The sequence below is a fragment of the Paenibacillus harenae genome (assembly GCF_030812415.1).
Lineage (GTDB): Bacteria > Bacillota > Bacilli > Paenibacillales > Paenibacillaceae > Pristimantibacillus > Pristimantibacillus harenae_A.
In genome coordinates, this window is record NZ_JAUSST010000004.1 from 296,293 (window position 1) to 310,808 (window position 14,516).

General features: G+C 52.2%; 14 protein-coding genes. 13 read left to right on the plus strand and 1 reads right to left on the minus strand.

Annotation, left to right across the window (positions count from 1 at the left end; all coding sequences use genetic code 11):
- Positions 1-223 precede the first annotated feature (223 nt).
- The 5 genes from J2T14_RS16260 (at position 224) to cysK (ending at position 6,010) form a co-directional block, all read left to right on the plus strand.
- The gene (locus J2T14_RS16260; RefSeq protein ID WP_307472384.1) at positions 224-2,599 is read left to right on the plus strand and encodes an endonuclease MutS2; all 2,376 of its coding nucleotides are present in this window, start codon (positions 224-226) and stop codon (positions 2,597-2,599) included.
- Between the two features lie 55 nt (positions 2,600-2,654).
- Positions 2,655-3,074 carry a DUF350 domain-containing protein gene (locus tag J2T14_RS16265; protein ID WP_307472385.1) on the plus strand — a complete coding sequence of 140 codons (420 nt, stop codon included), beginning with the start codon at positions 2,655-2,657 and terminating at the stop codon, positions 3,072-3,074.
- 111 nt (positions 3,075-3,185) lie between these two features.
- Positions 3,186-3,740 (plus strand): hypothetical protein, encoded by a 555-nt coding sequence (locus J2T14_RS16270; protein WP_307472387.1) that lies wholly within the window; start codon positions 3,186-3,188, stop codon positions 3,738-3,740.
- Between the two features lie 90 nt (positions 3,741-3,830).
- A complete protein-coding gene (locus J2T14_RS16275; protein ID WP_307472389.1) occupies positions 3,831-5,033 on the plus strand; it encodes an MFS transporter in 1,203 nt (400 codons plus the stop codon).
- 59 nt (positions 5,034-5,092) lie between these two features.
- Positions 5,093-6,010 (plus strand): cysteine synthase A, encoded by a 918-nt coding sequence (gene cysK / locus J2T14_RS16280; protein WP_307472391.1) that lies wholly within the window; start codon positions 5,093-5,095, stop codon positions 6,008-6,010.
- 37 nt (positions 6,011-6,047) lie between these two features.
- Here cysK and J2T14_RS16285 read toward each other — a convergent pair whose 3' ends face one another.
- Complete coding sequence (locus J2T14_RS16285; protein WP_307472399.1) at positions 6,048-7,118, minus strand: CotH kinase family protein; 1,071 nt, start codon at positions 7,116-7,118, stop codon at positions 6,048-6,050.
- Between the two features lie 224 nt (positions 7,119-7,342).
- Here J2T14_RS16285 and J2T14_RS16290 point away from each other — a divergent pair, with 224 nt between their 5' ends.
- From J2T14_RS16290 to J2T14_RS16325, 8 genes are all read left to right on the plus strand, one after another.
- Positions 7,343-8,008: a DUF2642 domain-containing protein gene (locus J2T14_RS16290; protein ID WP_307472401.1), complete on the plus strand. Its 666-nt coding sequence runs from the start codon at positions 7,343-7,345 to the stop codon at positions 8,006-8,008.
- A gap of 135 nt (positions 8,009-8,143) precedes the next feature.
- Positions 8,144-9,259: a GerAB/ArcD/ProY family transporter gene (locus J2T14_RS16295; protein ID WP_307472403.1), complete on the plus strand. Its 1,116-nt coding sequence runs from the start codon at positions 8,144-8,146 to the stop codon at positions 9,257-9,259.
- Positions 9,256-10,731 carry a spore germination protein gene (locus J2T14_RS16300; protein WP_307200503.1) on the plus strand — a complete coding sequence of 492 codons (1,476 nt, stop codon included), beginning with the start codon at positions 9,256-9,258 and terminating at the stop codon, positions 10,729-10,731. The genes J2T14_RS16295 and J2T14_RS16300 overlap by 4 nt, the downstream gene beginning before the upstream one ends.
- Positions 10,728-11,897, plus strand: a complete 1,170-nt coding sequence (locus J2T14_RS16305; RefSeq protein ID WP_307472405.1) for a Ger(x)C family spore germination protein — start codon at positions 10,728-10,730, stop codon at positions 11,895-11,897. The genes J2T14_RS16300 and J2T14_RS16305 overlap by 4 nt, the downstream gene beginning before the upstream one ends.
- A gap of 76 nt (positions 11,898-11,973) precedes the next feature.
- A complete protein-coding gene (locus J2T14_RS16310; RefSeq protein WP_307200499.1) occupies positions 11,974-12,198 on the plus strand; it encodes a hypothetical protein in 225 nt (74 codons plus the stop codon).
- A 42-nt stretch (positions 12,199-12,240) separates the two neighbouring features.
- Entirely contained in the window at positions 12,241-12,633 is a 393-nt protein-coding gene (locus J2T14_RS16315) for a spore coat protein (RefSeq protein ID WP_307200497.1), read from the plus strand.
- A 125-nt stretch (positions 12,634-12,758) separates the two neighbouring features.
- Entirely contained in the window at positions 12,759-13,250 is a 492-nt protein-coding gene (locus J2T14_RS16320; RefSeq protein WP_307200495.1) for an Lrp/AsnC family transcriptional regulator, read from the plus strand.
- 20 nt (positions 13,251-13,270) lie between these two features.
- A complete protein-coding gene (locus tag J2T14_RS16325) occupies positions 13,271-14,491 on the plus strand; it encodes an aminotransferase class I/II-fold pyridoxal phosphate-dependent enzyme (protein WP_307200494.1) in 1,221 nt (406 codons plus the stop codon).
- The last annotated feature ends 25 nt before the right edge of the window (positions 14,492-14,516 follow it).

The following is a 14,516-nucleotide window of genomic DNA, read 5'->3' on the forward strand; positions in this document are numbered from 1 at the left end:
AAACGTAAGCTTTTGCCGCCAATGGACGGCACCAGCCGTTTACGCTTGTGAAGCAAAAAAAACTTGCTTCGTATGAGCTGCTTTTGGAGCAGAAGCTGGTTTGGTTAAGTATGTTCGTTTCTATTGTGGCCCGTTGCTTGTTTTTTATGTACGGGAAGGGCATCATATCGTGCAACGAACGCGCCGTTCGGCTATAATAGTAGGGCGAGAGGAGTGTTAATTGTTGGACACCAAAATTTTATCGACTTTAGAATATCCTAAAATCATACATAAATTGACGCATCATGCGGCAACTTCGCTTGGCAAAGCTGCCGCGGAGCAGCTTCAGCCGGTATCCGATCTGGAAGCCGTCAAGCCGCTGCTGCAAGCGACGGACGAGGCTTATACGGCGGACCGTTTAAAGGGAAGCGCGCCGTTCGGCGGCATAACCGATATTACGGCGCCGCTTCACCGGGCAAGAATCGGCGGCACGCTTAATCCCGAGGAGCTGCTGAACATCGCATCGACCTCGCGCGGCGGACGCCGCGTGAAGAAGCATATCGGCGTTATTCACGAGGATCATCCGATTCCGCTGCTGCAATTCCAGGCGGAACAGATTACGGAAAACAAGCCGCTTGAGGACGCGATATTCGATTGCATCGACGATCAGGCGGAAGTGATGGACAGCGCAAGCCCGGAGCTTGCGTCGATTCGCCGCGAGCTCCGCTCGGGAGAATCGCGCATTCGCGAGAAGATGGAGCAGATGGTCCGTTCCTCTTCGGTACAGAAGATGCTGCAGGACGCCATCGTAACGCTTCGCAACGACCGATATGTGATTCCCGTTAAGCAGGAATACCGTTCCAACTTCGGAGGCATCGTACACGACCAATCGGGGTCCGGCGCTACCCTGTTCATCGAGCCTGAAGCGATTGTAGCGATGAACAACAAGCTTCGCGAACTCAAAGCGGGCGAAATGCGCGAGATCGAGAAAATATTGCAGAAGCTTACGGCGCTCACCTCCGATCATGTAAAGGATCTGCTCATTAATCAGGATCTGCTTGCACAGCTCGACTTTGCCTTTGCGAAAGCAAGACTGGCGCATGAGATGAAAGCGACGCAGCCTCGCATGAATGACCGGGGCTTCTTGAAGCTGAAGCGCGGCCGCCATCCGCTGCTCGCGAGCGACAAAGTCGTTCCGATCGATGTCGAGCTAGGCAATCAATATTCGGCGATTATCGTAACGGGTCCGAATACGGGCGGCAAGACCGTCTCCCTTAAGACGATCGGACTGCTTAGCCTTATGGCGATGTCCGGGTTGTTCGTTCCTGCAGAGGAAGGCAGCCAGTTATGCGTATTCGACGCAATCTACGCCGATATTGGCGACGAGCAAAGCATTGAGCAGAGCTTAAGCACGTTCTCAAGCCATCTGACGAACATCATCCGCATTCTGAAGTCGATGACGTCGAAGAGCCTCGTGCTGCTCGACGAGCTTGGCGCGGGTACGGATCCAGCGGAAGGCTCGGCTCTTGCCATTGCGATACTGGAGCATATTCATGCGAAGGAAAGCCGCATTGTTGCGACGACGCACTATAGCGAGCTAAAGGCGTACGCATTCAATCGCAAAGGGATCATAAATGCCAGCATGGAGTTTGATGTCGCTACGCTTAGTCCTACTTACCGGCTGCTGGTTGGCGTACCGGGACGAAGCAACGCGTTCGCGATTGCCGAGCGGCTCGGCTTGCGGACCGAGATCATCGACCGCGCGCGGGGCGAGGTGAGCGAAGAGGACCAGCGGGTGGAAAGCATGATCGCATCGCTGGAGGAGAACCGTCTAAGCGCAGAATCGGAGCGCCAAACGGCGGAGTCGCTGCGCAGGCAAGTAGAGGCGCTGCAAGCAAGACACGAGGCGGAGCGGCTGAAGTTCGAGGAGCAAAAGGAGAAGCTGCTGCAGAAAGCGCATGAAGAAGCTCGCGAAGCGGTAGCCAAGGCGAAACGCGAGGCGGAACAAATTATAGCCGACCTTCGCAAGCTGGCACTCGAAGAGGGCGCATCGGTTAAAGAACATAAGCTGATCGAGGCTCGGCGCAAGCTTGATGACGCGACGCCGGAGCAGCTTAAGCCGAAACGCGGCGGAGCAGGCGCAGGCGTTGGCAGCAAGCCTGCCAAGATCGAAGCCGGCGACGAAGTGATGGTGTACAGCTTGAACCAGAAGGGCATCGTGGCGGAGCTGCACGGCTCGGAGGCAACCGTTCAGCTTGGTATATTGAAGATGAAGGTATCGCTGGACGATATGGAGCTGTTGAAGTCTACGGCAACAGCAGCCAAGCAGCAACAGCCGAAACAAGCAGCGAGCTTGAAACGTTCGCGCGACGAAAACGTAAGAATGGAGCTGGACCTTCGCGGGGAGAGTCTAGAGGAAGCGATCATGGAGGTCGACCGCTTCCTGGATGAATCTTTCTTATCGGGTCTGGGTCAAGTCTATATTATTCACGGAAAAGGAACAGGCGTGCTGCGAACGGGCATTCAGCAATATTTGCGCAAGCATAGCCATGTGAAGGCTTTCCGGTTAGGCAATTATGGCGAGGGCGGCGCTGGCGTTACGGTGGCTGAATTGAAATAAACCGTTTCGTTCTCCGCTATGAAGCCAATTAGCCATCAGGTGGAGGGATTTAAGAATGGAACATGAGGTCGACAAGCTGCTAAGCAATGAATTTGCCGCATCGCTCGTTTATGTTTCGGTTACCGTTCTCTCGCTCATTGTCTTTTTGTCCGTGTTCGAGCTCGTGACGAAGTACAGGTGCTGGGACGAAATCAAGAAAGGCAATGTGGCAGTGGCAATGGCGACGGGCGGCAAAATATTCGGAATTTGCAATATTTTCCGCTTCTCCATCGAGGCGAACGATTCTGTGTACCAAAGTCTCATTTGGGGCACGTTCGGATTTATTATTTTGCTGGCAGCCTATTTCTTATTCGAGTTTCTGACGCCGGTCTTTCGCATCGACGATGAAATTCAAAAGGATAACCGCGCAGTCGGCATGTTTGCGATGGTCATCTCGATTTCACTATCCTATGTGATCGGGGCAACGGTTATATAGCGGCTGGAGGCATTGTTCATGAAGTATTTGTGGGGTATTTTACTCGTTGTGGCTATTTTATTTTTCGTATTCGGGGTTATTTATTTAATGAACAATTAAGGAGAGCTAACAATGAGCGAGGAAGTTATTTGTCCGTGGTGTTTAACCGAGATTACATGGGATCCGGAATTCGGTCCGGAAAAGCATTGTCCGCATTGCGGCAACGAGCTGAGCAGCTACCGTACGGTTGAGCTTGGCGGTGACGCAGGAGAAGAGACGGACGAAGAGGAGCAGGGCAATCCCGGCCAATGGCAGGAAGATGAAGAAGAGGATTACGAATCGGATGGACATGATCTTGGCCACAAGCGCTGGTTGGCTGAAGGCGAAGGCTACAGGAACGCGGACCGCTCATCGCTTGCGCTGGAGAATACGCTTCAACGCATTACCGATGAACAGGATGAAGTACCGGAATGTCCGGCATGCAGGGAATTTATGCTTGAGGCCGGCACCCAATCAATCGGCGGGGAGCAATACAAACCGACGGTTTCTCCGGTGCTTGGACAGCCTGCGTTGCCTGCTCCGCTTGAGCTCGTTTGGTATGTGTGCCCTTCATGCTTCCATACGTCATCGACGCTTAGCCCGTCCAATCGACAGCTGCTTCTTAAGCGGCTCGCTAAGCCGGAATAAACAATGGCAAATATGGACGGGCATGCGGCCAGCGCATTAAGGGAATGTTACAAAACGTAATTCTGACGCCGATATGCGGGAGGAATCGTTTTGGCCAAATCATTGGATCGTCAAGCCGCGCTGCTCTTAATCGTGCAGGCGCTGTTTGGCATCGCTAACGCACTGTCGGGAACGTTCGTGCCCGTCTATCTATGGAAGGCAACCGGATCGTATATGATGATCGGCTGGTTCGCTTTAGGACAATACGTGGTCAGCTGGTTAACGTTCTGGGTAGCGGGAAAGTGGGTCAAGGAGCATAACAAAATGAACAGCTTAAGGCTCGGCATCTTCATGTCGGGCATCTTCTATAGCGCTGTTCTATTGCTTGGCACGGAGGCCAAATCCTATATCGTTCCACTCGGCATGTTAAGCGGCATGGCGCTCGGCCTGTTCTGGGTTGCCTTCAACGTCGTCTACTTCGAAGTAACGGATCCCGATAATCGCGACCGATTCAACGGCTGGGCGGGGCTTCTTGGCTCAGCGGCGGGCATTTTCGCCCCTTGGGTGTCGGGTTTTTTGATTACGAGGATGAAGGATGAGCAGGGCTACCGGCTTATTTTCACCATTTCCTTAGTCATATTCGCAATTGGCGTCGTTCTAAGCTTCTGGCTGAAGAAGAGACACGGGCAAGGCACGTACAACTGGAAGCATGGCATTCAGCAACTAATGATCAAAGGGAATCCATGGCGGCGGATGCTCCCCGCGATTGCGGCGCAAGGCGTCCGCGAGGGCGTATTCATGTTTCTCGTGGGTCTTACGGTCTATATCGCTACGAATACCGAGAGCAAGCTCGGAACGTATTCCCTTATTACATCCTTGGTTGCGTTGATCAGCTTCTGGATTATCGGCAAGAAGCTAGGCAAGAAAAACCACAAGGTAGCGATGCTCATCGGTGCGGTTATGATTGCTGCAGTCATATTGCCTCTATTCTGGAAAGTGTCCTTTATGACGCTGCTCTTGTTCGGGATCGGTACGTCGTTGTTTATGCCGCTGTACATTATACCGATGACGACGCGCGTCTACGACTTGATCGGTCAATCCGAAGAGAGCGCGCGCGAGCGCGAGGAATTTGTTGTGCTGAGGGAAGCAGGGCTTGTTATCGGCCGCTTGATCGGATTGTCGATGTATTTGATCGTACTGCCGTTTAACGATTCCCCAAGAGCGATTACATGGCTGATGTTCGGGGTCGGCGTCGTGCCGATTGCAGGCTGGTGGTTTATGCGGCCGTTCCTGAAAAGCGGGAAAACAACTTAATCAATCAACCTTTGCGTTCAACAATCATGATAGGCCATCTGCGGGGGAGGAGCAAACGAATGCCAAGAGTCGTATCGAATATTACGGAATTAATCGGAAATACGCCTGTCGTAGCGCTGCGGAGATTGGCCTTGGAAGGAAGCGCGGAAGTATGCGTGAAGCTGGAGCGGTTCAATCCGAGCGGCAGCGTGAAGGATCGGGCAGCCTTCTCGTTAGTCGAGGATGCGGAGCATCGCAAGCTGATTAAGCCGGGCAATACGATCATCGAGCCGACTAGCGGCAATACCGGTATTGGACTCGCCATGATCGCAGCCGCGCGGGGATACAAGCTCATCCTGGTTATGCCGGACAATATGAGCGTGGAGAGAATAAAGATGCTCCAGGCTTATGGGGCGCAGGTCGTGCTGACACCCGCAGCGGAGCGGATGCCTGGCGCGATTCGCAAGGCGGAGGAGTTGCATGCCGGATTGCCGGGCAGCTACATACCGAATCAATTCGAGAACAAAGCGAATCCGGATGCCCACCGTCGATCGACGGCGATCGAGATTATGGAGCAGACCGAAGGACGGCTCGACGCCTTCGTCGCCACGGCCGGAACGGGCGGCACGATAACGGGAACGGGCGAGACGCTGAAGGCGCTTCTGCCGAATCTGCATGTCGCCGTCGTTGAGCCGCAAGGCTCTCCGGTGCTCTCCGGCGGCATGCCCGGCCCGCATAAGCTGGTGGGCACAAGTCCTGGCTTCGTGCCTAGTATCCTTAACACGTCCGTCTATGATGAGATTATCCAAGTATCCGATGACGATGCGTTATCTACGATACGCAAGCTTGCCGCGAGCGAGGGCTTGCTTGTTGGTCCGTCCGCAGGCGCTTCCGTATGGGCGGCCATGCAGGTAGCCAAGACGCTTGGACCTGGCAAGCGCGTGCTGTGCATTGCGCCGGATACGGGCGAGAGATATTTGAGCATGGGCATTTTCTAAAATAGATCTTGTATCGTTATCTTGTATCGTTATATCGTCACTTCCACTGCAGCAGCGCCTCCCGAAGCATTTCCCGGCGGTCATCGATGTAGGTGCGTATGAATGCAGGCTCCGCCAGGAAACTGTCGTAGCTCGCCTTGCGCGTATAATCGTTTCGGATAGCAGGCGTCAGGCGCCGATGCATGCGGTCGATAAGAGGATCTAGCTTCTCGTGCGTAAACTCTTCGGCGATCAACCTTTTCATAATGGCTGCATAGCTGCTGCGGCAGCTGTTGATTGTAAATAATTTCTCGGTCAGCGTATTATAGCCTTCCAGCCGTACAAGATTGTTGCCGCATACACGGCCATAGCAATTTCTCCCCCAGGTTCCCTCGTAATCCCACGGAATAATCCGATACCGCTTGCTCGCAGCACGTTCGTAAAGGGCATAATTTTGATCGAACCCGTCGAAATTGCCCGTTAATACAGCCCCCGCCAGCCAGAGCAAGTATTGCTTGATGTCCAGGCGGTGCGCAATGAAGGAGGATAACTCTTTTCCCGACAACCCATTCAAATGGCGTATGAACGAGACAAGCCGCTTCTTCGTATCCCCTTTATCAATAACGAGCTCGTAGCCGTTAAACAGCGACGTTTTGCTCGCTTTGCTGTCCGGATCAATAAGACTGAAGTCCGCGTTGTCGTGCACGGCATAGATTAGCGAGCGATAACCAATTCCCCTTTTACGGAAAAAATGATCATTAACCGCCTCAATCTCCAAATAGACGCCTTCTTGAACTCCATTTATGCTTAGCCAAATCGGATTCGTTATCGGAGCCGGTACATGAATTTGGTTGAAAAAAGCGAATGACAGCGCATTGCGCATCATTGACGGATCGTCGTACTCGGCGTTCCAGTGATAAGTCATGCCGTTATCCAGACGAATTTCGAACGATTTTTTCGGATAATTGCGCGTGTGGCCGCCTCTGATTCCGATTAATGCAGTATGGAACTTATCGCCGATCTTCAGCTTGGCATGCTTGAACGACTTGCTCCATCCGTCACGCCGCAGCTCGTGAAGATCGGATTCGTTCATCGTGATTGAACGGACAGGCATTGTTTCTGTGAGCACGCAATCAGCCCCCGGACCAAGAATGATGCCGCTTCCGGATATCGGCTAGGCATCTGTACGTATTACCATATTCAGCGGCGTACGGTCAGGTCACTGCGTTCGGAAGCCAGGTCCCGAATCTATGAATGAATTCAATAAATAGATAGCAATCTAGTACCTCTCGCAATCGTAAATCATATAACTATAGTAACCTGTAATTTCGGGCAATAAAGGAGGTTGTTCGCTTGAAAAACCGTCAACCGCTGCTAGGCCAAAACGTCGAGCTAGTAATTTCAGGAAAACCGGAGCTCATTCGAGGGAAAGTAGTGGAGCTTGGACAAGATATTTTAGCGCTGTATACGGGAACGCAATTTATGTACATCCCTCTCATTCATATGGAACAAATGCGAGTCTTCCAAATGGACAATGATCGTGCGATCATTCCGGATTTGCCGTTCGAGCCGTATAACGAGCCGATATCCTATCGTAAAATATTGATGAATTCGAAGGGTATGTTCTCGGAAATCTATATAACGGGCAACCAATCGATTCACGGATATGTGACAACCGTCATGAATGATTTTTTCGTATTTTATACGCCGGTCTACCATACGGTAATCGTCTCGCTCCAGCATCTTAAATATTTGATTCCTTATGAGCCGCATGTGACGCCATACTCGCTGACGCCTGCACAATTCCCGCTTAAGCCTTCCCCGCTCACACTTGCCCGCACCTTCGATCAGCAGCTTCGCAAGCTGATAGGCGAGTTCGTCGTGCTTGACTTAGGAGACAATCCGAATAAAACCGGCATTCTAAAAAACATGGAGCAAAACATGATCGAGCTGGCAACGGCAAACGGTGACGCGATGTTTCTGCATTTTGACCATGTGAAATCTATCCATCTTCCGTAACGGATGAGACTGCGTTGATAGCTGCCGCGGCAGCTTGGCGACAGTCTATTTTTTATGCGTATGACGAGTTGACGACAGCGATGCATTGAAACGACTTTTTGGGGAATCATTTGCTTGTAAGGAAGTGAATGACAAATGACGACAAAAACATTCGGCGTATGGCCGGCTATATTTATATTCTGTTTATCGGTAGGTCTCGCAAATCATGTGCTGATCATTCCTTTCCTGCTAAATGCGGCAAAACGCGACGCATGGATGTGCGTACTGATAGCCCTTATCGCTTCGTTGCCATGGATAGCGTTTCCTTTGTACGGCTTGCTCAAAAAAATGAACAAAGAGCCGATAGACGATTGGCTGAAGCGGAGGATGCCTGCTCTCCTTGCCAACACGCTTATCGGGTTATTTTTGCTCTTGCTCGTGATTACCTGCTATGAGACGCTCATTATTACGGCCTCGTGGACGGCAACGACCTACTTGCCGAGGACTCCGCCGATGGTCGTATGCGGCGTGTTGTTGGTGTTAGGCATCTATGCCGCATCGTCGAACCTTCGGACGATCGCTTATGTCAGTTGCGTGCTGCTGCCGCTTGTCGTCTTATTAGGCGATTTCGTCATGTCGGCCAATATGCCCCACAAGGATTACCATTACATGCTGCCGATACTGGAAAACGGATTTTCGCCCGTTCTGAAGGGAGCCTTCTATTCGTTTACGGCAACATGCGAGCTTTTTGCGCTATTGTTCATTCAGCATCATATCAAGGGGAATCTGAGACGATGGCATCTCGTCGTTCTAGCGCTTGGGCTCGCTCTGCTTACGTTCGGACCGCTCACGGCCGCTCTCTCAGAGTTCGGTCCTGTGGAAGCGGCCAAGATGCGGTTTCCCGCATTCGCGCAATGGAGAATCGTATCGGTCGGCCGCTATTTCGAGCATGTCGACTTCTTCGCGATCTTCCAATGGTTGTCAGGCGCGCTGATCCGGATATCGCTAACGCTGTACATATTCGTTGAATTCGGCCCGTTCAGGCGATTGAAGCATAAGTGGATCGCTCCGGTCGTCACCGGATCTGTTTTCATGGTAGCGGCGCATTTTTCGTTAAGAGATATGTTGGAATTCAATGTCGTCTTGCAAAATTATTTCTTGTTCGCTGGCGTCGGTATTGCTCTTGTCGTTCTGCTTCTATGGTTCATGTCTTTCTTGAAGCCCAGGGGCAATAAAAGGGAGCCGGCTGCGAAGGAGGAGCGGCTAGGATGAATGAAAACGAGAGGGAATCGGGAGAATCGCACGGCCGAGAAAGCAAGCCGTCCATCACGCATGAGCAATTCCGGGAAAGCATCGGGAAATGCAACGATATCGTAGAGCATAGCGTGATGATAAGCGACAGCGATTCGCGTTATGTCACGCTGTTCTATTGCGACGGCATGATCGATCATCAGCAAATGCAGCTTGGGCTTCTTCCGCAGTTAGACAACTGGGCGAAATATATTTTCTCGCGGGCGGTAGTGCATGAGCATCCAATCGACAAGAAAAGCGCTTTGTTCAGCAAAATCGATACGGACGAAGGTACGGAAGATTTGTACGCTTTTCTGTTCTCCGGCAGCGTTATTCTGTTGTTCGATGGGTTGCATGAATTCTACGAATACAACATCGGAAGCCAGCCAGGCAGGACGCCGGAGGAGTCCACGATGGAACTGTCGCTCAAAGGGCCGCGCGACGGCTTCGTCGAGCAATTGTCCACGAACGTGGCGCTCGTCCGCAAGCGATTGCGGACCCCCCATATGCATGTGCAATATATGCGAATCGGGACGGAGTCGCAAACCGAGGTGGCCATCGTCTATATGGCGGACAAGGCAAAACCGATGCTGATCGACGAGACGATCGCGAGGCTTGAGAACATCCGGATTCCGTCGCTGAACGGCGGAGGGCATCTGGAAGAGCTGATCTCGGACCGCCCGTTCTCCTTCTTCCCGTTGGTCGATTATATCGGTCGGCCCGATTATGTCGTGCAATCGATAATGAACGGGAGAGTGGCGGTGCTTGTCGACGGTTCGCCTTCGGCCGTTATTGCGCCGGGCAACTTCCTGCTGCTCATCAAATCGCCCGAGGATATGCATCTTCCGTATTATTTCGTAATGCTTGAGCGGCTGCTGCGCCTGGTCGGGCTTGCGCTCTCCATGTGCTTGCCCGGATTCTGGATTGCGCTTTGCTCGTTCAACACCGATCAGATTCCGTTCCAGCTGCTTGCCACGGTTACGATCTCTCGCATGGGCCTGCCGCTGTCCTCGACAATGGAAATGTTTCTCATGCTTACGATGTTCGAACTGTTCCGCGAGGCAGGCGTAAGGCTGCCGAGGCCGGTCGGCCAGACGGTATCCGTCGTCGGCGGACTGATCGTCGGGGACGCCGCAATCCGGGCAGGCTTGACGTCGCCAACGATGCTCGTCGTGGCTGCGGTAACGGCGGTATCGACGTTTACTCTCGTTAACCAATCGCTTGGAGGTACGGTGAGCCTCATCCGGTATTTGATACTTATCCTTGCGTCGACCCTAGGAATGTTCGGCTTCATGGTAGGAACATTAGCCGTCATTATCTATCTCTGCTCGCTAGAGTCGTTCGGCATGTCCTACCTAGCGCCAATCGCGCCTCCGCAGTTCAGAAAATGGTTTACGGCGCTCTTCCAGCTGCCGTGGAAAGTGAGGAGCAGCGAGAGGAGGGATAGGCGATGAAGAACCATTCCGTTAGCAGATCTGCCAGGACCGTTTTGGCGTGCTGCTTGCTGTTATCCGCCATGCTGCTGCAGGGCTGTTGGGATGAAGTGAACCTGCAGGACCAGACCTATGTTTCATCGCTTGGCGTGGAGCTGAAGGACGGTAAGTTCCAGCTTTACGCGCAGATGATTAAGTTCGCCGGCGTTGCCAAAGTAGAGGGAAGCTCATCGCCGGTCGGGAACCAAGTTTGGATCGGCAAAGGGACGGGCAGCACGGTGCTTCTGGCGATTAACCATTTGAAAAAAGGTTCGCAGTCCGAAATCAACCTTGAGCATTTGAAGTCGATCGTCGTGCACGAGAGCGCAATGAGCCGTTTGTCAGATATAATGGACGGTTTGAATAGACTGCGTGCATCGCGATATACATCGCTTGTGTTCGGAACGAAGTCAGATATCGTGGAAATATTTACGGCGGAAGCGCTGTTCGAACAATCGCCCTTGAACACGATGCTGTTTTTGCCCAAGGTGCAGGAGATTCAGCGGAGCTTCATAGGGCCTTTTCCGATGAAACAAGCCGTGCAGATGCTCAAGGAACCGGGCATGACGACGCCGGTCCCGGTTATCGGTATGAACGGCTCGGACTGGCTGAAGGGGAAGAAAGCGCTTCAGGTGCAAGAGATAGACGGAATTTTCGTATTAAAGAAAAGCAAGTATATCGGATTTCTTACCGAGAAGGAAGCGTCCGGTCTGCGCTGGCTCAATCCGAATTTTAGTTTATTTATGGTGGAGGCGAAGGGAGCGCGAGGCAAGGCGACCATTGCCATACGAGGGGCGAGCCACAAGCTAACGGCGACGCATGGCCAAGGCAGCGGGGACCCTGTCTTTAAGCTTTCGGTTCAATTGAACGGCAGTGTCGTCGAGCAGGATCAGCCGATCAACAAGGAGGAAATCGTTAATTCTATCGCTGCCTCGATCAAGGAGGATCTGGAGCGAACGTATGCGACCGGACGGGAAAAAGGGATGGATCTGTATCAGCTCGAGCATCACATGTACCGTTATCATAATGCCGAATGGAAGAAGAAGATGGCTGGGGGAGACTGGGTTCCGCGGCTGGATCAGTTGAAGATCGACGTGAAATTCAAATTGATCCATTCCGGGAAATTTGATCTCGGGGAAGGTACATAAAGGAAGTGGCTGCTGCCCATAATACGTTTGGAACTATGGAAAGTCCAATTCAGAGGATCTAAGAAGGAGTGGGATCATGATTCAACCAATGACCGCCAAAGAGCTTGAATACGTTGCGGATTCGATGTCGAACGAGGATTTGCTCATGAAGCAAAATGCCCAGGTTGCTGCAATGGCAACCAATCAAGCGCTGCGCAGCCTATGCTCGCAAATGATTCAGACGCATCAGCAGCACTACGATTCGCTATTGCATGCGATCTCGCATCATCAGCAAACCGCTCCGACGCAGCCGCAACAATAATTCATTATTACGCTACAAAAACTTTTAGGAGGACTAGAGACTATGTATCAACAGCAAAATCAACCGTTTCTTTCAGACGAAGACTTGGCTTATACGGTATTATGCGATCTGAAGCGGGTTGTGCGCGAGTATGCGACGGCAGCGACGGAAGCGTCTTGCCCGGACATTCGGGAGCTGTTCACGAAGCTGACGAACAGCACGTTAACGATGCAAGGCCAGTTGTTCCAAGCTATGCAGCAGGCTAATATGTACAATACGGCTTCGCCGGCTCTTCGCCAGGAGTTGGATAAGCAGATGAAGCAATACCAGCAGACGAAGCAAAAGACGCAGCAGTTCCTGCAGCAAAAGACGGGCGGTCAAATGTCGCAATCGATGTACACGCCATCCGTTCATCAAAGCCAATCGAACCAATTCCAGCAACCGAATTATCAATAAACGGCGGCAATATGTCGCATTTTGCAAAGACCCTTCGGGGTCTTTCGTTTTTTTCTTTGCAGGAAGCCCCGATTCGTTGTAAAATATTTTTTATATAACCGCACGCGTGCTGGAAGGAGTTAACGATGAACGAATTACAGTTGAAAGTGCTCGAGCTGCTTAAAGAAGACGCGCGCAGAGATGCCGAATTGATCGCCACGATGTTGGCCGCGCCAGTAGAGGAAGTGAAGGAAGCGATCGCTTATCTCGAGAAAGAGCATGTGATCGTAAAGTATGCGACAGTCGTGAACTGGAGTAAAGTGGATGACGAGAAAGTAACGGCGCTCATCGAGGTTCAGATTACGCCGGAACGCGGGCGCGGGTTCGAAGGCATAGCGGAGCGGATATACTTATATCCGGAAGTGAAATCGGTATACCTCATGAGCGGAGCTTATGATTTATGCGTCGAGGTAGAAGGCAAAAATTTAAAAGAGGTCGCCTCTTTTGTATCCAATAAATTATCGCCGATTGATGCGGTGTTATCGACCAAAACATTTTTTATTTTGAAAAAATATAAACAGGACGGCATTATCTTCGAGGAGCACGAAGGTGACCATCGGTTGATGGTTTCGCCGTAACAAAACAAAGGGTGATGGTAATGATAAAAGGTGAAGAACAGTTAACATCTACCCCCGTGCAGCGTCATACGATGGCTGATTATTTGTCTCCCCTTGTGAGAGACATTAAACCGTCGGGTATCCGTCGGTTTTTTGATTTAGTCAGCACGCGCAAGGATGTCATTACGCTCGGGGTTGGCGAGCCCGATTTTGTAACGCCTTGGCATGTCCGCGAGGCAGCCGTGTACGCGCTGGAAATCGGCAAGACGCAATATACGTCCAATGCCGGCATGCCGGAGCTTCGCGAAGCGATCGGACAATATTTGAACGACCAGTTCGCCGTGGAATACAATCCGGCGAGCGAGATTCTCGTGACCGTTGGAGGCAGCGAGGCGATTGACCTTGCGTTGCGCGCATTGATTGCTCCAGGCGACGAAATTCTTATTCCGGAGCCTTGTTATATATCGTACTCTCCGATTACGACGCTTAGCGGAGGAGTTGCAGTAGGCGTCGAGACGTTCGCGGAGGATCAATTCAAGCTCAAGGCGGAGACGCTTCGGGCAGCGCTAACGCCGCGTTCCAAAGTACTTATACTCTGTTATCCAAGCAACCCGACCGGCGGCATCATGACTTATGAGGATTGGCTTCCTATTGCGAAGCTCGTCGAGGAGAAGGATTTGATCGTAATTTCCGACGAAATCTATGCCGAGCTGACGTACGGAGAGAAGCATGTGAGCTTTGCTGCTATGCCGGGCATGAAGGATCGTACGATTCTCGTTAGCGGCTTCTCCAAAGCGTTCGCTATGACTGGTTGGCGGATGGGCTACGCTTGCGGGCACTCCGATATTTTGTCCGCGATGCTGAAGATTCATCAATATACGGTTATGTGCGCGCCGATCATGGCTCAATACGCAGCGCTTGAAGCGTTGCAGCACGGCCTGGAGGAGAAGGACCGGATGGTCGAGGCGTACAACCAGCGCCGTAGACTGGTCGTCAAGGGCTTCCGCGATATCGGCCTTCAATGCCATGAGCCGCAGGGCGCGTTCTACGCGTTCCCATCGGTTGTATCCACAGGCTTATCGAGCGAAGAGTTCGCTCAGCGTCTGCTGGAGGAAGCGGGAGTGGCAGCCGTGCCCGGCGACGTATTCGGGCTCGGCGGCGAAGGTCATCTTCGCTGCTCCTACGCGACCTCCGTTGCGAACTTGACCGAGGCGCTTGATCGGATCGGACAATTCGTTTATAAGGTGAATCAGCAGCGCTGATCGAATCCGAATGTTTGTATGAAGC

Coding starts and splice junctions, on each gene's coding strand:
- J2T14_RS16305 (WP_307472405.1), top strand. CDS start 10,728: ATGAAGAACCATTCCGTTAGCAGATCTGCCAGGACCGTTTTGGCGTGC.
- J2T14_RS16265 (WP_307472385.1), top strand. CDS start 2,655: ATGGAACATGAGGTCGACAAGCTGCTAAGCAATGAATTTGCCGCATCG.
- J2T14_RS16320 (WP_307200495.1), top strand. CDS start 12,759: ATGAACGAATTACAGTTGAAAGTGCTCGAGCTGCTTAAAGAAGACGCG.
- J2T14_RS16300 (WP_307200503.1), top strand. CDS start 9,256: ATGAATGAAAACGAGAGGGAATCGGGAGAATCGCACGGCCGAGAAAGC.
- J2T14_RS16315 (WP_307200497.1), top strand. CDS start 12,241: ATGTATCAACAGCAAAATCAACCGTTTCTTTCAGACGAAGACTTGGCT.
- J2T14_RS16270 (WP_307472387.1), top strand. CDS start 3,186: ATGAGCGAGGAAGTTATTTGTCCGTGGTGTTTAACCGAGATTACATGG.
- cysK (WP_307472391.1), top strand. CDS start 5,093: ATGCCAAGAGTCGTATCGAATATTACGGAATTAATCGGAAATACGCCT.
- J2T14_RS16325 (WP_307200494.1), top strand. CDS start 13,271: ATGATAAAAGGTGAAGAACAGTTAACATCTACCCCCGTGCAGCGTCAT.
- J2T14_RS16310 (WP_307200499.1), top strand. CDS start 11,974: ATGATTCAACCAATGACCGCCAAAGAGCTTGAATACGTTGCGGATTCG.
- J2T14_RS16295 (WP_307472403.1), top strand. CDS start 8,144: ATGACGACAAAAACATTCGGCGTATGGCCGGCTATATTTATATTCTGT.